This is a genomic window from Flexivirga oryzae (assembly GCF_014190805.1).
GTDB classification, from domain to species: Bacteria; Actinomycetota; Actinomycetes; order Actinomycetales; family Dermatophilaceae; genus Flexivirga; species Flexivirga oryzae.
The window spans coordinates 416,580-437,405 of the sequence record NZ_JACHVQ010000003.1 but is presented as its reverse complement, the minus strand read 5'-3'; the positions used below and the strand labels follow the sequence as shown (position 1 = coordinate 437,405).

Below are 20,826 nucleotides of genomic sequence, written 5' to 3'. Positions count from 1 at the left end.
CATGGCTGACCGGTCTGCGCTCATGCGGCGCTATCTCGCGGACGGCCGCGGGCCGGTGACGCCACGGAACTCCGCGACCGTGCTGCTCATTCGCGACGGCGCGGATGACGTCGAAGTATTCATGCTGCGGCGGCATCGCGGGATGAAATTCGCCCCCGGCGTCTTCGTCTACCCCGGCGGATCGGTGGAGCCGCACGACCGGCTCCCGGCCGAACGCCTCGGCGGCCCGACCCCCGGCCAGTGGGCACGGGCGCTCGACACGACGCCGGAGTTGGCCGAGGCGCTCGTCTGCGCGGCCGTCCGGGAGACCTTCGAGGAGTGTGGCGTGCTGCTGGCCGGCCCCGACGCGGCATCCACCTGCCGGACCGAGGGCGCCGACTGGGACCGGCGACGCTCCGCACTCGCCCGAGGCGAGACAACGCTCCCCTCGCTGCTGCAGGAGGAGGACCTGGTGGCCCGCACCGACCTGCTGCGGCCGTTCGGACGCTGGATCACGCCGATCTTCTCGGCCCGCCGCTACGACACCCGCTTCTTCCTGGCGGCTCTGCCGCAGGGAGCCCGGTGCCGCGACTTCCGCGAGGAGAGCGACACCGCGGCCTGGCTGCCGGTGCGGGAGACCCTGACGCGGTACGAACAGGGGACCATCCCGATGATGCTCGCGACCGCGGACGCCCTGAACACCCTGGCACCGCACGACTCCGTGGCCGCGGCCCTCGCCGCGGTCCCGCCGACGAACATCCCGCGGGTGGTGCGAGGCATCCCCGACGGCGCCGACTTCCGCTGGGTCGTCGACGGCGCTGACGAAGGCATCCCGATCGAGGACTACCTGCACACGACCCGCCGGGCCTGCTGACGCGCGATCCAGATGCTGGTGCGATCAGTGATGGGATGATTGATCGCATGATCGACACGAAGTCCCTCCAGGTCTTCGTGGCCGTCGCGGAGGAGCTGCACTTCGGGCGGGCCGCGGAGCGGCTGCACCTGGCACAACCACCGGTGAGCCAACGGATCCGGGCGCTGGAACGCCAGCTGCGGGTGCAGCTCTTCGAGCGCACCACCCGCTCGGTCCGTCTCACCGACGCCGGTGAGGCCCTGCTGGACCACTCGCGCCGGATCCTGGCCTCCATCGAGGAGGCGGAGACCATCTGCCGCGCCGCCGGCACGGGAGCCGTGGGCAAGGTACGCATCGGCTTCGCCGGCGCCTCCAGCCACGACGACCTCCCGCGACTGACCCGGGCCGTGCGGCGCAGCTACCCGGGCATCGAGCTGGAGCTGCACGGCCAGACCTACGCCGAGGAGGCCAGCGCCCGGGTCGCGTCCGGCGAGCTCGATCTCGGATTCGCCCGCCTGCCGATCGAGGCGCCCGGGCTCGACTATCGCGTCGTCAACACCGAGCAACTGCTGTGTGCCCTGCCGACCCAACACCCTGCGGCCAGGAGCAAGACCATCGACCTCGCCGCCCTGGCCGATGAACCGTTCGTCACCTTCCCGGCCTACCGCGGATCATCACTGCGGGCCGTGACCATCCATGCCTGCGCCGAGGCCGGGTTCACCCCTCGCATCGTGCAGGAGGCGCCCGACTCGGCGACCATCCTGGCCCTGGTCGCCGCGGGTGTGGGCGTCACACTCACCCTCTCCTCCGTCCGCCACGTACAGCGCACCGGTGTCGCCTACCGCCCGGTGCGCGGACAGGTGGCGGACCTGCAGGCCGTGCTGGTCTGGCGGGCCGACAACCCGTCCAAGGCATTGCGTCGCGTGCTCGACGTGGCAGCGGATGCGCTACCTGGCATCGCGAGCAACTAATTCTCTGCTGCTCTCAATCCGAGACAGAATCAATACTTCAACTGACACAGCGACCGCTCTAGGCTGACCACACGACACCCCTGCCCCGAACGCGAGAGAGACCTATGCCCGCCACCTTCGTCAGCCTGCGCACCGAGGACGGGGTCGGCATCGTCACGATCGACCGCCCGGAGGCCCGCAACGCCCTCAGCCTGGAAGTGCAGGACTGTCTGCGCTCCGCACTGGACGAGGCGGCCGGGAACGACGCGATCCGGTGCGTCGTCATCACCGGCGCCGGGGAGAAGGTCTTCGTCGCGGGTGCGGATGTCGGCCAGCTGAAGGGCTACACGAAGCTCGACGGGCTCCGCGGGCGGCTGCAGCGTCTTTTCGACGACATCGAGCAGTTCGACAAGCCGACGATCGCGGCCGTCAACGGTTACGCCCTCGGCGGCGGTTGCGAGCTCGCGCTCGCCTGCGACGTGCGCATCGCGGCGGACACCGCGAAGTTCGGTTTCCCCGAGACCGGCCTGTCCGTCATACCGGGCGCCGGCGGGACCCAGCGACTGCGCCGACTGGTCGGACAGGGACACGCGCTCGACCTGATCCTCACCGGCCGCTTCATCACCGCCACCGAGGCGCACGCCATCGGACTGGTCTCGCGGGTCGTCCCGCAGGCCGACCTGCTGGCCGAGGCCACCCGGGTGGCGCAGGCGATCGCCGCGAAGGGGCCCCTGGCAACCCGACTTGCCCGCATCGCGGTGAAGTCCGGGGCCGACACGGACCTGGCCACCGGGCTCACCATCGAGCGGCTCGCCCAGGCGCTGCTGCACGAGTCGGCCGACAAGCAGGAAGGCATCAGCGCGATGCTGGAGAAACGCACCCCACAGTTCGTGGGCAACTGAACGAGGAGACTCATGACTGACATTTCCCGCATCCTGGTCGTCGGCTCGGGCGCCATGGGATCCCAGATCGGCATGGTGTGTGCCCTCTCCGGCTACGAGGTGCGTGTGCAGGACATCAGCACCGACAGCCTGGACCGCGCTGAGGCACAACTGCATTCGCGGATCGACCGCAATGTCGAGAAGGGACGCCTGTCTGCGGAGGAGCGCGATGCCGCGTTCGCCCGGATGACCTTCACCACCGACCTCGCCGAGGCGGCCAAGGACGTCGACTTCGTGATCGAGGCCGCGGTCGAGAAGCTCGACATCAAGCGCGAGCTGTTCGCCCGCCTCGACGAGCTGTGCCCCGAGCACGCCATACTCACCTCCAACTCCTCCAGCTTCGTCCCGTCACGCATCGCCGACGCGACCGGGCGCCCCGACCGCGTCTGCAACATGCACTTCTTCAACCCGGCGCTGGTCATGAAGTGCGTCGAGGTGGTCCGCGGTGAGCAGACCTCGGACGCCACGATCGAGGCGACGGTCGAGTTGACCAAGAGCCTGGGCAAGCTGCCGGTGCTGCTGGAGAAGGAGATCAACGGTTTCGTGGCCAACCGGATCCTGACCGAGATCCGCCGGGAAGCCCTGTTCCTCGTCGACGGCGGGTACGCGTCGGTGGAGGCGGTGGACATCGCCTGCAAGAGCGCGCTCGGGCACCCGATGGGCCCGTTCGAGCTGCAGGACCTCACCGGTCTGGACATCGGCTACTACGCGGCCATGGGTCGCTTCGCGGACAGCGGCGACCCGGCCGACAAGCCCGCGGAGTCGCTCGCCAAGCGCGTCGAGGCCGGCCACCTGGGGCGCAAGGCCGGACGTGGCTGGTACGTGTACGACGAGAGCGGCAACCGGGTCGGGGTGAACGACGCATGGAGCTGACTCTCACCGAGGAGCAGCGCGACTTCGTCGACCTCGCTCGGGACTTCCTGGAGCGCGAAGCCGTCCCGCACCGCGCGCAGTGGGACCGGGCCGAGTCGATCGACACCGCGTTCATCCCGCGGATGGGCGAGATGGGCTTCTTCGGGCTCACGATCCCTGAGGAGTACGGCGGGATCGGCGGCGACATGCTCAGTTACGCACTGGCGCTGGAGGAGCTCGGTCGCGTCGATTCCTCACTGCGCGGGCTGGTTTCGGTGTCGCTCGGCCTGGTCGGCAAGTCGATCCTCAGCCACGGGACGCAGGAGCAGAAGGAGCGCTGGCTGCCGGGCATCTGTGCCGGCACCGGCCTGGGCTGCTTCGCACTCACCGAGCCCGACACCGGCTCCGATGCCGGTTCACTGCGCACGACGGCGGTGCGGGACGGTGACGACTACGTCGTCAACGGCTCGAAGATCTTCATCACCAACGGCACGTGGGCCCGCGTGTGCCTGCTCTTCGCCCGCACCGGGGAAGCCGGCCCGCGCGGGATCAGCGCGTTCCTGGTCGACACCAGCACGCCTGGGTTCTCGCTGCGCCCGATCGAGGGCAAGCTCGGCCTGCGCGGCCAGGCGACGGCGGAGCTGACCTTCGAGGGGATGCGCGTCCCCGCGGACTGCCTGCTCGACGAGGAGGGCAAGGGTTTCAAGATCGCGATGAGCGCGCTGGACAAGGGCCGCATCTCGGTCGCTTCCGGCTGCGTCGGCATCGTCCAGGCATGTCTGGAGGCGAGCGTCGAGTACGTGAAGCAACGGCACCAGTTCGGCAAGCCGATCGCGAGTTTCCAGCTGGTACAGGAGATGATCGCGGAGATGTCGGTCGACGCCGACGCGGCCCGCATGCTCGTATGGCGAGCCTGCGATCTCGTGATGCGGGACGAACCGTTCGGCACCGCCGCGTCCAAGGCGAAGTACTTCGCCTCCGAGGCCGCCGTCCGCGCCGCCAATCTCGCGGTTCAGGTGCACGGCGGCTACGGCTTCATCGACGAGTTCCCGGTGCAGAAGTTCCTGCGTGACGCCCGCGTCATGACGCTCTACGAGGGCACCAGCCAGATCCAGAAACTGCTCATCGGCCGTGCGGAGACGGGGATCAGCGCGTTCCTCTGAGGACGGCACGTTGCCAGCCGAACTCTCGGCGTAGCAACCGATTCCACCTGTTCGCGGCCAACTCGGGGCGTAGCAGGGCGGTGCCTATCGGGTACTTGCTCATACTCAGCGGCCGGATGCCCCACGCGGCGAGAATGCCGTCCACTCGGCCGCGATTCGTCGTCTTGCTCTCCAGCAGGACCCGATCGGGCCCGACCACGAAGTCGCCGTCACTCGTGGACCACCGTAGGTCGACGTCGCAGGTGAGACGCTCGCCTGCGGCCGGGTCGACCAAGGTCGCCCTGTGGTAGACCGAGTCGAGCATCGCGTGCAGCGGCGGCGCAGTCGTCGCGTACTGTTCGCGAATCACTGATTGCACGAAATCGGCTGCGCTCTCGTCCAATGCGGTGCGCGGACCGTCGGGGTAGGGCATTCGATGCTTGACCGTCTCGCCTCTGCCCGACTTGGTCTTGACCTCGACGAAGCGTGCACCGCTGTCGGCATACGTGCGGATACGCACCTTGAAACGGCAGCGCCTGCCCTGCTGGTGGGACCGGAAGAGCTGTAGGTCGACGGAGTCGAAGTAGACCGAGTCGTAGTTCATCACCCGGCGCCCCTCGAACGGATAGGCCGAGTTTCGCACCGTCCAGACGACGGTTCTGCGCCCCACGACGAAAACGCTCGAAGATGTGCTCGGCGTCCGAGGCGTCGACGCCGGTGCCGCTGTCGTCTACCCACAGCGCCACCTGGCCGTTCCGGTATGACGACCCGATCGCGATGCGGTCACCGTCGTCGGTGTGCCGGGCAGCGTCGGACACGAACTGGATCAGCGCCTGGTGAGACGCTGCCCGTCCGCGAGCACAACGCCTTCGGCGAAGGCGTCGACCACCCACTGATGATCGGCCATGACGCGCACAGTCGTGAGGACGTCAACCGTGAGGTCGGTGAGGTCCACCCCCGATGGCGAGAAAGTCCGGGCGTTCGGATCTCGCGAGATCCACCAGATCGTCGACGATGCGCCGCATCCGGTCCAGTTCGTCGAGCACCAGTGCCTTGGTCTCCTGCTGCTCAGCCGGGTCGTCACCCATGAGTTCCGGGTGTCCGCGGACCACCGTGATCGGCGTTCGCAGCTCGTGCGTCGTGTCGTCGATGGAGCGCCGTGGGCGACGAAGGACGCCTGCAGCCGGTCCAGCATGTGGTTGAAGGTGCGGGCCAGTCGGGCCTCGTCATTGTGGCCACGCACCGGGATGCGCCGGTCCAGGTCCGACTCACTGATCTCATCGGCGGTCTGCCGCATCCATCGCACGGGCTCGAGTACGCGACCGGCGACCGCCCAACTGACTAGATGAGTAATTCCCGGGGTCAGTGGTCGTATGCGGTTAGGGAGCGTAGGACTGGTGCGCCGATGCGGTCGTTGTGCCAGATGGCTGCGGTCATGGCCAGGAGGCGTTGCCAGATGCGGACGATGACGCCGCTGGTGGAGCGTGCGCCGTGGTTTTCCAGGTTGAGTTGGCCTTTGAGGGTGTCGAAGATGGACTCGATGACTTGACGTAACGGTTTGAAGAATTGGCTGCCGGGGCGGTCGGGTTCTCCCTTGCGGGCCGGCCTGAGCAGTTCGATCCCGGCCCGGGTCAAGTGGTCTTCGAAGTCGGCGCCGAAGTAGTTCTTGTCCCCGATCACGGTGTTTCCGACCGCCAGGTCGGCCAGGGCAGGGTCTGCCAGGATGCCCTGCAAAGCGTGGCGTTCGTCGGCTTTGGCGCCGGTCAAGGCGAACCCGATCGGCAGGCCATGTACGGTGGCCAGCAGATGCAACCGCAAACCCCAGAAGAACCTGGAATGGCTTGCACAGTAACCGTATTCGGCGAATCCGGCCAGGTCGGACCGTTTGGCGGTCTCCCGGGACCGGCCACATTCCACCGGGGTGGAGTCAACCACCCATACGTCATCAGACCAGATGCTGGTGTCGCGGCCCAGGACGCGGATCAGCCACCCGATGGTGGCGCTCAGCTTGCGCAGCCGCTTGTTGTACCCCGGCTGTAACGGCAGGTAGGGGAACAGGTGCCGCAAGTGTGTGGTGGCGAACCGCAGCCAGCGTGCTTCACTGGTGAAACCCAGCAGTGCTTGCATCACCGACAACGTCACCAGCTCGGCATCCGTCAGGTGCACCGGGAACCCTGTGCGGGGCCGTGCCGGAAGCCGATCGGGCGCGTCTTTGAAGAGATCGTCAACGCGCGCATAGAGTGCGGTTGCGAGGGTGTCCAGATCGGCGTCCACGGCGGACCTCCAGGTTCGGTGTTGGTTTACGCAACGCCGAGTCTGGGCACCCTCCACCCGAAACATCACACGCCACACCGAAAACACCAGCCACAGCCAGGAATTACTCATCTAGTGCGGCGATGGTGAGCGCGGCCGCGCCGACGATGGCGAAGATGCGCACCGTGGAGAAGGGCGGTTTGGCCTGCTCGTCGCGGAGTTCGGTGATCACGAGCGCGCCGTGTGCGCGGTCACCGTCGACGGTGACCGGGATGACGCCATACCTCACCCATCTGGCGCTGCTGCTCCACCACCTCGACATCGGTTTCCTCGCATCAGCGATATGGGCGACGAACGCGCGGTCGGTGTCCAGCCGCCCCGCCGGGGTGCCCGGGATGCGACGGTGGGGTTTGCCGTTGATCATCGTGAAGAACGTCTTGCCACGATCGGGCACCTTGACGGCGAGGTACCGGGTCAGCAGGGAGTCGACGATGGTCCGCGCCTCCCCGGTCGGGGAAGCCGCGAACGCATGGAAATTGTCCGACTCGTGGTCGTGGGCGCGAGTCGCGAGGGTGTCCGCGCGCACCGACACGATCTGTGCGGGGACCAGGACCGAGCCGCCCAGAGCGATACCCAACAGAGCACCATCCAGCTGACGATGCGGGCGAGCGCTCAACCGCACGTTCGGTCAGTCGTCATCATCGTCGTCGTCATCATCGCCCGCCACCGGCGGTGGCTTGGTGACGCGTAGCGCACCGGTCTTCTGGGCGCGGCAGGGCACCGTTGTCGAGGACGCCGAGGTACCGCCGCCGGCGCGGTACCGGTGGAGGCCGATGCGTTCACAGCACGCCACCGAGGATCCACCGGCTCAATCTCATGCTCCCACCCTGCCGGGCATAACCCGGGTCGGGATGAGACCGAGACGTGAGGTCTCTCATCAAGCGGCTCCGTTCCTGCCGCCACCCTCGCGGTACAGGTACACGGCGCCGAGCGCTTGATCGAGGACTTCTAGGGACGAACGCATCCGCGCGCCCGCGTCACGATGACCAGCCAGATCCGCAAACGCCTCGACCGTTCGGGCCGAGCGATCCGCGTGTTTCTTCGACTGTGGCACGGCTTCCAGCCAAACTCGACACGGAGCGATCGGTGTCGGCGTGGTTCTGCACCGTGATTTGCTAGGTCAGCGACGACGGAGTCGTCGGCTATATCGACCGGCTTCGCGGCCTATGCGAGATTTGACGCGACGCTCCAACTCGCGGATTAGCTCTTCTCCTGTCCAGTCGGCCAGTGTGGGCGGCTTCGGCTGACTCTGCGCTTTGCCACGGCCACCGGTCGGCCCAGTCCGGGATACAAGTTTCTTCGTCAGCGCTACATCCATCATCTTGCTAAGCGCAGATGTGACTGCCTCGACAGAAATCTGTTCGGGGCTGAGGTCCTCTGGGTCCGCTGCGGAAACAGGCGGCAGCAGCAGATCATCGACATTCCCGACGACTCGAACACCAAGGTCTTTGACTTCCTCGACACGCGCGGCGCTGAGACGAGCCAAAGGTTCAATGGACCATTCCGGAAGCTCAGGAATGGCTCGATCGAGGCTTGAGCGTGGAGCGTCGAGAGCTCCCCGCACGTATCCTTGCCGAGTCAATTGCTCGTAGTAGTCGAGTCGCCAGTCCTTCTGTCCACGAATCTCGTTGAGACGACGCAGGACCTCGACCGCGTTGAAACTCAAGGACGAGTTCGCGCCGGTTCCAACCCTCAACATCCCTGAGGGCAACCCCAGCATCTCCTCGAATACGTCGGGAAGCAAAGTTCGGTCCTCATCGCCCAAGACGACCAATGTGTATCGTTCCGGTGCAACTGCGCTGAGCCAAGCCGGCACCGTGCGCGTCACGTTGTGGGAACCAGTAAAAGCCCAGCCGTGGCCATCCGCGGGCGCCGCGTCCAGAACGTCGTGGAGCCACTCCTCGTATGTACGGGTGTCGAAGTTCGTCCGGACCATTTCCTGCCAGTACGACGGCAGGAGGCGGTGATAGGCACGTGCTGCGGAAACAATGTGCACTCGATCGCCGCCCAGACCCCGCACTATCGTCCGTGCCACATCCGCGTTCTGCACCTGTCCGAAATCTTCGGTACTGGCACAGACCCTAAGCCCGCCCATATTCGCCACTCGCTCGCAATATCGACTCCAATAGCCAATATCTGGGACCGGATGACCCGGAGGCGCCCAGCCAATGACAGCCCAACCGGGCTTGAGGACTCGACGGAAAGTCGTCGAGTACGCGACACCGTACTGGCCCAGCTGATCGCGAACTTGATCGAAAGCAATCTGGATAGCTGTCGAACCGGTCTTCGACGGACCGATATGGAGCAGGAGCGCTCCGTCGGGAAGCAGCATGTCGCCTTCGTGCTGAGACTCAACCTCATTGTGTCCTGGCATGCCTTGAGTGTATCCGGTGATCACAAGCACTCTCTGTGTCCGCCGCGTGGCAGGTCGGTCCCGACAGTTCCAATCTCCTTGTAGGAGTTTAAACTTCACCCTCCACAGCTCTCCGTCGGCTTCGGGCACCCCTGACTCCGCTCGCTGCCACCGGGTGTCAGATAACCCGGCCCCGCGGGTGTTCCATATCCTCGCCAACACCGGCGAGCGTTACCTGTCCACCGAGTTCTTCGACCACGTGCGGTCCTGAGCTGGGACGTCCAGTCCGCGTCACGCAGGTCTTGGGCAGAAATTCATTGGGTCCCGCGCAGCAACCGCGATACCGCAGTCCTGGGATTCTCAAGCGCTTCGGGTCGGAATTTCCAGGTGAGCTTATTGACCGGCGAGCGCGTCAGCAGATCGTCCCACAACACATCGGTGATCGGATTGGCTAGCTCCCGTTTAATCGCCAGCGCAGCCCGCGGGTGGAGCGCCAACCCTGCATCCCAGTCCGAGCGGTACCGGTCGTCCACCCAATAGAGCATCTCGACGATGTCGTGAAACATGAAATAGTTGGACCACACCCTCCCTTCGCTCAACCACAGGTCGAGTGCCGCTCTGATCAACTGCAAGCGATAGCTCCCGGGTTCGGCCCACCAGAACCAGTTACCCGTACGCGAGCCGCGGTATCTGAAGAGGAAGAAATCCTCCTGAGATATCTCAGCCAAGAATGACGGAAAGCGCCGATTCACCAGCACAGTCGCGTCCATCCAGAGTCCGCCGTGCTCGGCGAGAAGGTGGGTCCGGATGACATCGGCCACATGTGCCTTGCCCAGTGATGCTGCAGCACCGATGCGTACGGCCTCTGGAGCCGCTCGCCGGGCCGATTCTGCATCGAGGATGACCAGCTCGTAACCATCCGGAAGATGTTTTCGGGCGGCCTCGAAGCACATGCGTGTCAGTGGTGGTGGCTCCGCGTCCCAATACATGTAGATTCGTCGCGCGGTGGATTTCGACTTGGTGACTGCTGCCAGCGCGCGCTCCCGCAACTGGTGGATGTTGGCGTGCAGGAACAACGCCATCTGTTCCCGTTCAGCAGGAGCCTTCGCATAAGCGGCGAATGCTCGGTTCGCCTGGTATATCTCCGACGGAAACAGGTCGTTGGTGATGAAAGTGAGGTGTCGGGCCCGAAACGGTCGCCCAGCACGTTCGTATGCCGAGGCGAGGTGCAGCCAGATGGACCGGCTGTTGTACCCAGCACGTACGCATTGGCTGAAATCCTCAAGGGCGTGCGACCAGTCACCATTGCAAGGCCCATCCAATGCCTGGCAGACGAGGTCCTGATCCCGCTCTTCCTCAACATCGGCTTGAGCAATGTTGTCCCGTCCACCGAGGTTGAGTCGTGACATGGCCTCAGCGTAACCGACTGCGAGCCACCGACTCACCACACCTGCGCGGGTGACATCTTCCGCGCCCAACTGTGGCCGCTGCGGCCTGCAATCGTGCTCAGATGGCATTGCCGGGTATGGCCTGGGTCCGCACTGAGTGTGCGCGCGGCACAGCGCCCGCCGCAGCTGGAGGGCGGGCTGATCAGAGGACAACGTGCGGTGGCAGCGCGCCCTCGAGCTGCGGTTCTAGTCATCGAACGGCAGAACCTGGCAGGTAGGGGTCAGGACACCAATTCGCGATCCGCGAACACAGCGCGGGCTGCGGCCAACTGATCCGTCCCGGCGTTTCCGGAGACTTCGTCTCACGGAAGGATGGATGTCATGGCGATAGGAACGAAGCGGTATCCGGCTGATTTGAAGCGGGACGCGGTGGAGATGGTGTCCCAGTTGGTGGCCGATGGTTCGTCGGAGTGGGCGGCGATGAAGAAGACGGCTGACTTGCTGGGGATCGGTTCGGCCGAGACAGTACGTAAGTGGGTCCGCGGCATCCCGGAGGCGGCTGCTGCGGTGTCGCAAGCGGCTGGTGATGGTGAGGAAGTCACGCGGTTGCGTAAGGAGAACGCTGAGCTCAAACGGGCGAACGGGATCTTGAAGGCCGCAGCAAGTTTCTTCGCGGCCGAGATCGACCGGCCACACCGCTGATCGTGGGGTTCATCCGCACTCACCAGGGCGACCGGGTGGGTGCGGATGGTCTTGTCTGGGGCGTCGATCCGATGTGCCGGGTGCTCAGCGAGCATGGCCTACACATCGCCCCGTCCACGTACTACGAGCACATCCGCAAGAGGCCGACGGCTCGCATGTTCGCTGACGCGGCGGTGATCGACGCGATCTGGAAGCTGCGTCAGAAGATGATGTTTTACAAGGGTTTGGGCTCACGGAAGATGTGGATTGTGTTGCGCCGTAGCGAGGATTGATGTTGCCCGGTGCACGGTCGAACGGGTGATGCGCGAGATGGGCTGGCATGGCGCGTTGAAGAAGAAGAGTCCGCGCACCACGTGTGCTGATCCTGGCCATGACCGGGCGAAGGACCTGGTCGACCGCCAGTTCTGGGCGGCGGAGCCGAACCGTTTATGGGTGGCCGATTTCACCTACTGCCGGACCCGTTCGGGGTGGGCGTACACGGCGTTCGTGATCGATGTCTTCGCCCGCAAGATTGTCGGGTGGAAGGTTTCCACGCAGATGACAGTGAGTCTGGTGACTGCTGCGATCGATAACGCTATCGCGGCCCGAATGCGTTCTGGGGTAACGGATTTGGCCGGTTTGATCCATCACAACGATGCCGGATCCCAATACACGGCGTTGGCGTTCACTCAGCAGCTGATCGGGGCCGGTATCGCTGCCTCGGTCGGCAGTGTCGGCGATAGCTACGACAACGCCCTGGCCGAGTCAGTGAACTCCGACTACAAGAACGAGCTGGTCGATAACCAGCCCCTCTTCCCAGGAGCCGCCGAATTGTCCCTGGCGACAGCCGAATGGGTCACGTTCTACAACCAAGAACGACCGCACAGCTACTGCGACGACATGACCCCAGACCAGGCCGAGCAGTTCCACTACGATCACAAACGTGCCCTCATACCGGAGGCAGCACTCACAAATTGAGGTCTCCGGAAACGCCGGGATGGATCACGGAATACGTTGCAAGGCTGTGCGCCCCGGCGAGGCATCCAGGCACGCCGCACCACCGGTTGACCCATTTGCCACACCGCGCTCGCCGTACCCGTGCTCGCACTCGACGACGTCGTGCGCGAGCGCACCAGGTTCTACGACCCGTCCTTCGTCTCGTCCGATCCACGGTTCGCACACACACATCACCGTGCTCGGTCCGTGAATCCCCGACCCGACGCGGAAGGGTCTCGACGTTGTTGCCGAGATCGCTTCGACGACACCGCTGAGGCTTAGTGAGGCACGGCCCACCCCGGCTTCAGGACACGGCGAAACGTCGTGGAATAGCCGACCCCGTACTGGCCGAGTTGATCACGAACTTGATCAAAGGCGATCTGGATGGCCGTCGAACCGGTCTTCGACGGGCCGATGTGGAGGAGAAGCGACCCTTCGGGGAGGAGCAATTCGTGGTCGTGCGGAAGTTCAGCCGGGGTGGATCCACGCATATTCGGAGTGTAACTGGTACTCATCCGCACAATCACTGTGCAGAATCTGTGTCTGTGCGATGCAACCGCGCGAAGCAGCCCACCCGAATTCGCCGACTCTCCCCTGGCGTAAAGTCCACACGCAACTACCCGTTGTCCAGGACGTGTTCTGCTGAATAGAATTCGGCTACCGTCACATCGATCAGGGACCTCCATGAAGCCACCTCCGCCGTCCGGCACCGCCGAGGGCACGCAGCCGCCATACCTCATCGAGTCGATCGACAACGGGTCGCGGATCCTGCTCATGTTGCAGGACCGTCCGACCATCCGCGCCGCCGAGGTGGCCCGCGAGCTCGGCGTCGCCCGCTCGACCGCTCACCGCATGGTGTCGACGCTCGTCCACCGCGGGATGTTGCGGCAGAACCCCGCCGACAAGTCGTACAGCGCCGGCTTCGCGCTGGTGAAGCTCGGGCTTGCGGTGATGGGCGCAGGGGACCTGAAGGCGGAGGTCCAGCCCTACCTGGACCGGCTGACCGCCATCACCGGTGAGACCGCACAGTTCCTGGTGCGCGAGGACGATGAGGTGCTGTTCGTGTCGGGTTCCGAGAGCCCACAGGTGGTGCGCGCCGGCGTCCGGATCGGCACCCGGATGCCCGCCCACGTCACCGCGAGCGGTCGGTGCCTGCTGGCACTGACCTCCGAGGACCGCCTGAAGCAGCTCTACCCGTCGCAGCGCCTGCACGGCGGCACCGACACCGCGATCCGGACCCGCAAGGCGTTGTTCGATGACCTGCAGCAGGTGCGCTCCGACGGATTCGCGGTCAACGATGCGGCCAGCGAAGCGGCGCTGATCTCGGTGGCAATGCCGCTGCTGGACTCCCACGACATGGCGCAGGGCGCGATCAGTGTCTCGGGACCGGCAGAGCGGATGCGCGACAAGGTGGAAGCGGTCCGCACCGACCTCGCCGCGGTGGTGGGCGATCTGGAGACCACGTTGTTCCGGCGCTCCGTATCGCACCCTGCTGACCCCGACGGCCCCGCCTGATCGGCGCCCTCGTCCGGCCCGTTCAGGCGGGGGCCACCACCTGTGCCGGTGCGACGACGCCGAGATCCGTCGCAAGGGTCTCCACCAGGGTGACGAGGTCGTGGCTGTCGACGGCCACGCCGTACAAATACCCGTCCGGGCGCACCAACGCTGCCAGACAGCCGGCAGCCGCCAGCCAGGATCCGAAGCGCCGGTCCGGTTCCGCCACTTCGACGACGTCGGAATCGAGTGACGTCGTGCCACCGGGACCGTGGACGATCACGGTTGTCACCCTTGCCGAACGGAGCAGACCCGCAGTGGGTTCCGGGAGTCCGGCCAGCGCGTCCCGATCGGCGATCAGCAACCGGAGTCCGGTGACGACGTCGTCGAGCAGCCGTCCGTCGGCGAGGCGCGGCTGGATCGACAGCCGTCCCGCATCGTCCTGCCCGGGACGCAGCAACGCGGTGACCGGAGGCTGGAAGGGTGGGGCCTCGCCATCGTTCTCCAGCTGCACCGCCTTTGCCTGCGCCAGCACCGGATCCGTCTCACAGATGATCCGGCCGACGTCCACCGACTGCTCGATGTAGGCGATGACGTGCGCCGATCTGCTCGCCGTGTACGCGCCGAGCAGCTCCGTGGGGGACTCACCCCGCAAGACCCGGTCCAGGAGCCAGGAAAGCGTTGCGACGTCTCGCAATCCGCTGACCATGCCCTGTCCCATGAACGGTGGCATCAGATGCCCCGAGTCGCCGGCGAGCAGCACGTGACCCTTGTTGAGCGTCTCGGCCACCACCGACCGGAAGGTGTATGCCGTGCTGCGCACCAGTTCCGCAGTGTCCGGGGTAACCCAGCGGGCGAGCTTCGCCCAGACGTTGTCGGGTCGCTGTGCCGTTTCGGGAGCCACGTCGTCGACGAGCATGAACTCCCACCGGTAGTGCCGGCCACCCAGCCAGGCCATGTGGGTCGGCTGCGCGGGATCACACACCTGACCCGTGTCCGGCACGCCGAGCGGCTCCTCCCCCTCGTTCAACAGCAGATCGGTGACCACCCAGGTTGCCTCGAAACCGAGATCCTGTTGAGCGATACCGGCCGCCCGGCGGACGACGCTGTTGGCGCCGTCGGCGCCGATCACGTAGCGCGCGCAGACGACTTCGCGTGTGCCATCGGCGGAGGTCGCGTCCAACTCGACTCCGTCGACCTGATCGCGCACGTCCGTCACTGCGACACCGCGACGCAGTTCGACTCCCGTGGTGGACAGGGCCGTGCGGTCCAGGATGCCCTCCACGTCCGGTTGGTAGAAGTGGTAGGACGGCTCCCATCCGGACGGCGTCTCCCAGATGCGTGGCAGGCTGGCCAGCACCGACAGGTCGCCACGCAACAGTTGGTAGTCACGCGCCGGAACGATCACCTCCGACACCTGCTCGGCGATCCCCATGTTCTGGAAGATCCGCATCGCCTCGTGATCGAGGTGGCAGGCCCTCGGCAGCGGATAGATCTCCGACTGCTTCTCGAGGACGACGGTGCGCCAACCCGCCTGCCCGAGCATGATCGCCAGGCTCTGCCCGACCGGGCCGTAGCCGACGATCGCGACGTCATACACGTCCATCTTCACAGTGACCAATTCCTTTCGATGCCAGCGCCGTCCGCGCGTCAGCGCAGCGGCTGCACTTCCTCGGCCTTGACCACGACATTGCGCAGGCTGCCCAGCCCCTCGATGGAGGCGACGACCTCGTCCCCGGGCTCCAGCCACGGGAACCGGTCACCGTCCACGCCACGGGAGATCTCGAGAATGCACCCTGTGCCACACGTGCCCGAGCCGATGACATCGCCAGGGCGGACCTCGGTGCCGCGCGATGCATAGGAGACCATCTCCGGGAACGACCAGTAGACGTCCGCCCAGTTCGCCTCGGAATAGACGACCCCATTGACGGTCAGTGACATCTTCCGGTCGAAGCCGTTGTCCTTGCTGTATGGCGTGAGCTCGTCGGCGGTCACCAACCAGGGGCCGAGTCCGGTGGCGGTGTCCTTGCCCTTGACGGGGCCCATCGACAGCTTCATCTCCTGCTGCTGGATGTCACGACCGCTCCAGTCGTTGAGCACGCAGTAACCGATGATCGCATCGGCGGCCTCGTCGACGCTGAGGTTCTTGCCGCCCTTGCCGACGACGGCGGCGACCTCGAGCTCGAAGTCGAACTTCTCGGCACCCGTCATCGGGACGTCGCCCTCGCCGCGGAACGCGTAGGGGTTGGAGAAGTAGAAGACCGGGATCTCGTACCACAGCGGGTCCATCTCCAGGCCGCGCCAGGATCGTCCGGCCTTGACGTGTTGCTCGAAGGCGTAGAAATCGCGGAAGGTCGGTGGTGTCGCCAGGGGCGACAGCGTCTGCACGGTGGCCGGGTCCACCAGCCCGCCCGACCGGACCGCCTGTTCACCGGCCCTGGCCAGTGCGTCGCGGCCCTGCTCGATCAGCGGCAACAGGTCGGTGGCGCCGTCGATGCGCCGGTATCCCTCGTCGGTCACGACGCCGACACCCGGTGTGCCGTCGGCGGATTCGAATCGTACGAACTTCATGGTGGTTGCTCCTTCGTGATGCTGACGGATCAGTCGACGAGCGCAGACTCGTCAGTGGCATCGATGCCGGCCTGCTCCCGGGTCCACTGCAGGTAGCTGTCCTCGGTGAATCCGGTGGCGCCGTACTTCTCGACGGAGGCGCGGATGGCGTCCAGCAGTTGCTCGGGCGGGGTCTCGATGTCGATGTGCTCGATGAACGGTTGCTTGGCGACCAGCCCGGTCTGCCAGTAGACCTCCGCACGGTTGCCCTCGGAGTCGTAGAAGTAGACACCGACGGCGTTGCCGTGGGAAACGATCATGTCGAGTTTCGTGTCGTTCTCCTTGAACCGGCGGTAGAAGCCGAGCACGTCCTCGAAGTTGTTGCAACGGAACGACACCTGCTGGATCAGCTTGCCGTCGAGTGGCACGTCCCTGCCCTTGGCGAGCAGGAACTCGTGGTGCTCCTGCTCCGGCCGGGCCGACAGGAAGTAGTTGCCGAGGTTCGGGTCGTGGTCGGTGACGGTCAGGCCGAGCACTCGCGTGTAGAAGTCGAGTTGCAGATCGACGTCGAAGCAGCGGACCCCGACGTGTCCGAGCTCGGCGATGCTGGGGGCGTTCGTGTCGCTCATGTTTCACTCCTCATGATTCGTTCTGTTCATCAGAACATGTTCCGTACCATAGGACGCCTAGATCGGAGTCGTCAAGGCACTCGGCCAGGAATACTCATGGCCTTCTACGCAGAACGCGTTCTACCCACGAGTACAAAATTCTTGATCCGAGCCGTTGAATTTGTTCCTCCCATCAGAATATGATCCGTTGTACAGAACGATGATCCGCATCACAGAACACCGGCATCTCCTGGCGAAGGGCAGACCATGACCACCCCACCTACGACGACGGCCGCGGAACGCCGCAAGGTCGCGGCCGCGACGATGATCGGCACGACCGTCGAGTGGTACGACTTCTTCATCTACTCGAACGCCGCGGCACTCGTCCTCGGGCCGGCGTTCTTCAAACCGGTCGGCGGCACACTCGCCACCCTCATCTCCTACGCGACCGTCGGCATCAGCTTCCTGTTCCGACCGCTGGGTGCAGTGGTGATGGGCCGCATCGGGGACCGTCACGGCCGGCGGATCGTGCTGCTGGTGACCTTGTTGCTGATGGGCCTGGGCACCACGTTGGTCGGGCTCCTGCCGACATACGACTCGATCGGCCTCTGGGCACCGATCCTGCTGATGTTCCTGCGCATCGTGCGAGGCTTCTCAGCCGGCGGCGAGTGGGGCGGCGCCGCACTGCTCGCGGTCGAGCACGCACCCAACAAGAAGCGCGGCTTCTTCGGCGCCTTCCCCCAGTTGGGAGTCCCTGCGGGCATGCTGCTCGCGTCCGGCGCAACCTCGCTGCTCACCTGGAAACTGACCGACGGCCAGTTCACCAGCTGGGGCTGGCGTGTGCCGTTCCTGCTGAGCTTCGTGCTGATCATCATCGGCCACGTCATCCGGCAGAAGGTGGCAGAGAGCCCGGTCTTCGAACAGATCCAAGAAGCCAAGGAAAGTGAATCCGCACCACTGACAACTCTTTTCCGCGAGTACCCTGGCAAGGCGATCCAGGCGACGCTGGTCTTCATGGGCAACAACTGCGCGGGCTACATGCTCACCGGAGGGTTCGTCCTCGGCTACGCGACGAACAAGCTGGGACTGCACACCAGCACCATGCTCGACATCATCACCGTCGGCTCGGCCGTCTGGCTGGTCTCCTCGTGGGCCTCCGGTTGGATCTCTGACTACATCGGCCGTCGTCGGACGTTCGTGATCGGTTGGGTCCTGATGCTGGCCTTGATCTACCCGCTGTTCCTCCTGATCGACACCGCCAGGGTGGGCCCGGTCTTCCTGTCACTGATCGTGTTCGCTGCTATCGAAGGCATCACCGCCGGGCCACTGCCGGCGTTGTATGCCGAGATCTTCCCGGCGAGGATCCGCTTCAGCGGATCATCCATCAGCTACGCCATGGGCGCCGTACTCGGCGGTGCCTTCGCACCGACGATCGCCGAAACGCTGGTCGGCCACTTCGGCAGTACGGTCGCCGTCTCCACCTATCTGTTCGTCGTCGTCGCGATCAGCCTCATCGCCACGCTGACCGTCAAGGACCGCACGGGCTGCGACCTCATGCCCGAGCACACCGCGGGCGAGCGGCCAGGGACGACGGCAGCACCCGGCGCACGCACCCCCGCCTTCGCGGTGGACCTCCCGATCGTCAGCACCGGGAAGGGACGCGCGTGAGCGCGGGACCACTCCGCCAGCCCCAACTGCGGCCGGATGACCTCGACCCGGAGCAACGGACGCTCTACGACTCGATCGTGTCCGGACCGCGCAAAGGCGGCGCGTTCGAGCTGGTCGACGAGGACGGCGTGCTGCAGGGACCGTTCGGCGGGTTCCTGCTCTCACCGCCGGTCGGTGACGCACTGCAGCGGTTGGGTGCGGCGATCCGTTACCGGACGTCACTCAGCGGACGGATGCGGGAGCTGGCGATCCTGCTCGTGGCGGCGCACCACCACAGCGGCTTCGAGCGGCATGCGCACGAGGCCACCGGCACGGTCGTCGGACTCACCGCCGCCGAGATGCACGCAATACACAGCGGATCGATCCCGGACGGGCTGGAGCCCGCGGAACTCGCTGTCGCGGAACTGACCCGGGCGATGCTCGCCGGGGATGTGGACGACCGGCTCTGGGCACGCTGCGTGCCGGAGCTGGGCGCCCGCACGGCATACGAGCTCCTGGTGCTGGTGGGCTATTACTCCACGCTCGCGCTGCAGATGCGCGTGCTGCGGACCGACCTGCCGGACTGATCCCACGCCGGTCACCGCGCAGCGACCAGCTCGATCTCGACGCGCGCTTCCAGCGGCAGGCCGGCGACTGCGACGGTGGTCCGGGCGGGTCGCGGCTGGCTGAAGTAGGCCGCGTAGGCCTCGTTCATCTCGGCGAAGTCGGCCATGTCGGTCAGGTAGATGTTGCACTTGACCACGTCATCGCTGGACAGTCCGGCCTCGGCGAGCACTGCGAGCAGGTTGTCCATGCACCGACGCGTCTGCTGCGTGATGCCGCCCTCGACGAGTGCGCCCGTTTCCGGGTCGATCGGGCTCTGCCCGGACAGGAAGACGAACTGCCCCGCGTCGATGCCGTGCGAATACGGTCCGACGGCGATGCCTTCCTCCGAGGCAACGGCCTTGCGCGTCATACCAGGCTCCGATCTCCGTGCGAACGTGTGAGGTTCACCCTCCCACAGCGCTCCGTCGGCGTCGGGCACCGCTGACTCCGCCCACTCCCACTGGGTGTCAGATAACCCGGTCCGCGGGTGTTCCATAATTGGCTGTAATCCCCATCCTTCTGACGCAAGGTCCGCAGATGCCCGTTTACCAGAACCTGACCGAGGTCGTCGGTCGCACCCCGCTGCTCGCGCTCGGCCGCCTCGCGACGGACAACCCGGCGCGTCTGCTCGCCAAACTCGAGTACTTCAACCCCCTCGGCAGCGTCAAGGACCGCACCGGCCTCGCGATCATCCGCGCGGCGGAGGCCGACGGGCGCCTGAAGCCCGGCGGGACGATCGTCGAGGCGACCTCGAGCAACACCGGCATCGCGCTCGCCTGGGTCGGGGTGTCACTGGGCTACCGGGTCGTGATCGTGATGCCGGACGACTCGTCCATGGAGCGGCTGATGCTGCTGCGGGCGTTGGGTGCCGAGGTCGAGTTCACGCCGGGAGCAGATGGTATGGCGGGCGCCAACCAGCGGGCCGGCGAGATCATCGAGGCCGACCCCACCGCGTTCCTGTCCGGGCAGGGCGGCAACCCGGCCAACCCGGGGATCCACGAAGCCACCACCGGCCCGGAGATCTGGGCGGACACCGACGGCACCGTCGACGCGATCGTCGGCTCGACCGGGACGGGCGGCAGCCTGTCGGGGACCGGCCGCTTCCTGCGCAGCGTGAACCCCGACGTGAAGGTGTTCGGGGTCGAGCCCGACGAGGCACCGGTGCTGAACGGCGGTGAATGGCAGCCGCACAAGATCCAGGGCATCACCGGCGGCAACGGCATCCCACCGACGACCGACATGGAGCTCATCGACGAGGTCGTCCGGATCCCGCAGGACACCGCCATCGAGGTGGCCCGCGAGGCGATGCGCACCGAGGGCCTGATGGTCGGCATCTCCTCGGGCGCAGTGCTGGAAGCGATGCGCCGCCTCGGCCGGCGCCCGGAGCTCGCGGGCAAGACGATCGTCGGCATCCTCGCCGACACCGGCGAGCGTTACCTGTCCACCGAGCTCTTCGACCACGTGCGGTCCTGA

Annotated in this window: 20 protein-coding genes and 2 pseudogenes; 10 read left to right on the top strand and 12 right to left on the bottom strand. The window is 65.8% G+C overall.

Annotated elements, in window-relative coordinates; translation table 11 throughout:
• Window position 1: 1 nt before the first annotated feature.
• From FHU39_RS18975 to FHU39_RS18955, 5 genes are all read left to right on the top strand, one after another.
• Entirely contained in the window at window positions 2-853 is an 852-nt protein-coding gene (locus FHU39_RS18975) for an NUDIX hydrolase (RefSeq protein WP_183322256.1), read from the top strand.
• A gap of 47 nt (window positions 854-900) precedes the next feature.
• Window positions 901-1,803, top strand: coding sequence for a LysR family transcriptional regulator (locus FHU39_RS18970; protein WP_221185685.1), 903 nt, complete (start codon window positions 901-903; stop codon window positions 1,801-1,803).
• A gap of 104 nt (window positions 1,804-1,907) precedes the next feature.
• Window positions 1,908-2,684, top strand: coding sequence for an enoyl-CoA hydratase/isomerase family protein (locus FHU39_RS18965; protein ID WP_183322255.1), 777 nt, complete (start codon window positions 1,908-1,910; stop codon window positions 2,682-2,684).
• A gap of 12 nt (window positions 2,685-2,696) precedes the next feature.
• On the top strand, window positions 2,697-3,596 hold the full coding sequence (locus FHU39_RS18960) for a 3-hydroxyacyl-CoA dehydrogenase family protein (protein WP_183322254.1): 900 nt from the start codon (window positions 2,697-2,699) through the stop codon (window positions 3,594-3,596).
• Complete coding sequence (locus tag FHU39_RS18955; protein ID WP_183322253.1) at window positions 3,587-4,738, top strand: acyl-CoA dehydrogenase family protein; 1,152 nt, start codon at window positions 3,587-3,589, stop codon at window positions 4,736-4,738. Before FHU39_RS18960 ends, FHU39_RS18955 begins: the two co-directional genes overlap by 10 nt.
• On the opposite strand, the gene FHU39_RS18950 is transcribed toward FHU39_RS18955, so the two are convergent.
• From FHU39_RS18950 to FHU39_RS18925, 7 genes and pseudogenes are all read right to left on the bottom strand, one after another.
• On the bottom strand, window positions 4,722-5,387 hold the full coding sequence (locus FHU39_RS18950; protein WP_183322252.1) for a VTC domain-containing protein: 666 nt from the start codon (window positions 5,385-5,387) through the stop codon (window positions 4,722-4,724). The two genes, FHU39_RS18955 and FHU39_RS18950, sit on opposite strands and share 17 nt — an antisense overlap.
• 10 nt (window positions 5,388-5,397) lie before the next feature.
• Window positions 5,398-5,535 (bottom strand): annotated as a pseudogene (locus tag FHU39_RS25260) (sensor histidine kinase); the annotation flags it as partial.
• A gap of 8 nt (window positions 5,536-5,543) precedes the next feature.
• Entirely contained in the window at window positions 5,544-6,071 is a 528-nt protein-coding gene (locus FHU39_RS18945) for a HAMP domain-containing protein (protein WP_343066019.1), read from the bottom strand.
• Window positions 6,072-6,079: 8 nt separating this feature from the next.
• The gene (locus FHU39_RS18940) at window positions 6,080-6,991 is read right to left on the bottom strand and encodes an IS982 family transposase (RefSeq protein ID WP_183322251.1); all 912 of its coding nucleotides are present in this window, start codon (window positions 6,989-6,991) and stop codon (window positions 6,080-6,082) included.
• 103 nt (window positions 6,992-7,094) lie between these two features.
• Window positions 7,095-7,607 (bottom strand): hypothetical protein, encoded by a 513-nt coding sequence (locus FHU39_RS18935; protein ID WP_183322250.1) that lies wholly within the window; start codon window positions 7,605-7,607, stop codon window positions 7,095-7,097.
• Between the two features lie 543 nt (window positions 7,608-8,150).
• Window positions 8,151-9,404: a hypothetical protein gene (locus FHU39_RS18930; RefSeq protein ID WP_183322249.1), complete on the bottom strand. Its 1,254-nt coding sequence runs from the start codon at window positions 9,402-9,404 to the stop codon at window positions 8,151-8,153.
• A 293-nt stretch (window positions 9,405-9,697) separates the two neighbouring features.
• Window positions 9,698-10,792, bottom strand: coding sequence for a capsular polysaccharide synthesis protein (locus FHU39_RS18925; protein WP_183322248.1), 1,095 nt, complete (start codon window positions 10,790-10,792; stop codon window positions 9,698-9,700).
• 414 nt (window positions 10,793-11,206) lie between these two features.
• Here FHU39_RS18925 and FHU39_RS18920 point away from each other — a divergent pair.
• A pseudogene (locus FHU39_RS18920) lies at window positions 11,207-12,430 on the top strand (IS3 family transposase).
• A gap of 296 nt (window positions 12,431-12,726) precedes the next feature.
• Here FHU39_RS18920 and FHU39_RS18915 read toward each other — a convergent pair.
• Window positions 12,727-12,939: a hypothetical protein gene (locus FHU39_RS18915; RefSeq protein WP_183322247.1), complete on the bottom strand. Its 213-nt coding sequence runs from the start codon at window positions 12,937-12,939 to the stop codon at window positions 12,727-12,729.
• A 193-nt stretch (window positions 12,940-13,132) separates the two neighbouring features.
• Here FHU39_RS18915 and FHU39_RS18910 point away from each other — a divergent pair, with 193 nt between their 5' ends.
• Complete coding sequence (locus tag FHU39_RS18910; RefSeq protein ID WP_183322246.1) at window positions 13,133-13,963, top strand: IclR family transcriptional regulator; 831 nt, start codon at window positions 13,133-13,135, stop codon at window positions 13,961-13,963.
• A 22-nt stretch (window positions 13,964-13,985) separates the two neighbouring features.
• Here the strand turns inward: FHU39_RS18910 and FHU39_RS18905 are convergent, their stop codons facing one another.
• From FHU39_RS18905 to FHU39_RS18895, 3 genes are read right to left on the bottom strand one after another with little or no spacing between them, the layout of a single operon-like run.
• Complete coding sequence (locus tag FHU39_RS18905) at window positions 13,986-15,548, bottom strand: bifunctional 3-(3-hydroxy-phenyl)propionate/3-hydroxycinnamic acid hydroxylase (protein ID WP_246336761.1); 1,563 nt, start codon at window positions 15,546-15,548, stop codon at window positions 13,986-13,988.
• A 44-nt stretch (window positions 15,549-15,592) separates the two neighbouring features.
• Window positions 15,593-16,513 carry a fumarylacetoacetate hydrolase family protein gene (locus FHU39_RS18900; protein ID WP_183322244.1) on the bottom strand — a complete coding sequence of 307 codons (921 nt, stop codon included), beginning with the start codon at window positions 16,511-16,513 and terminating at the stop codon, window positions 15,593-15,595.
• Between the two features lie 29 nt (window positions 16,514-16,542).
• Window positions 16,543-17,121: a VOC family protein gene (locus tag FHU39_RS18895; protein WP_183322243.1), complete on the bottom strand. Its 579-nt coding sequence runs from the start codon at window positions 17,119-17,121 to the stop codon at window positions 16,543-16,545.
• Between the two features lie 246 nt (window positions 17,122-17,367).
• Here FHU39_RS18895 and FHU39_RS18890 point away from each other — a divergent pair, with 246 nt between their 5' ends.
• Together FHU39_RS18890 and FHU39_RS18885 are read left to right on the top strand one after the other, a co-directional pair.
• Window positions 17,368-18,768, top strand: a complete 1,401-nt coding sequence (locus tag FHU39_RS18890; RefSeq protein ID WP_183322242.1) for an MFS transporter — start codon at window positions 17,368-17,370, stop codon at window positions 18,766-18,768.
• The gene (locus FHU39_RS18885) at window positions 18,765-19,334 is read left to right on the top strand and encodes a carboxymuconolactone decarboxylase family protein (protein ID WP_183322241.1); all 570 of its coding nucleotides are present in this window, start codon (window positions 18,765-18,767) and stop codon (window positions 19,332-19,334) included. Before FHU39_RS18890 ends, FHU39_RS18885 begins: the two co-directional genes overlap by 4 nt.
• Before the next feature lie 11 nt (window positions 19,335-19,345).
• Here FHU39_RS18885 and FHU39_RS18880 read toward each other — a convergent pair whose 3' ends face one another.
• Window positions 19,346-19,723: a RidA family protein gene (locus FHU39_RS18880; RefSeq protein WP_183322240.1), complete on the bottom strand. Its 378-nt coding sequence runs from the start codon at window positions 19,721-19,723 to the stop codon at window positions 19,346-19,348.
• A gap of 167 nt (window positions 19,724-19,890) precedes the next feature.
• Between FHU39_RS18880 and cysK the strand changes: the two genes are divergently transcribed.
• A complete protein-coding gene (gene cysK, locus FHU39_RS18875; RefSeq protein ID WP_183322239.1) occupies window positions 19,891-20,826 on the top strand; it encodes a cysteine synthase A in 936 nt (311 codons plus the stop codon).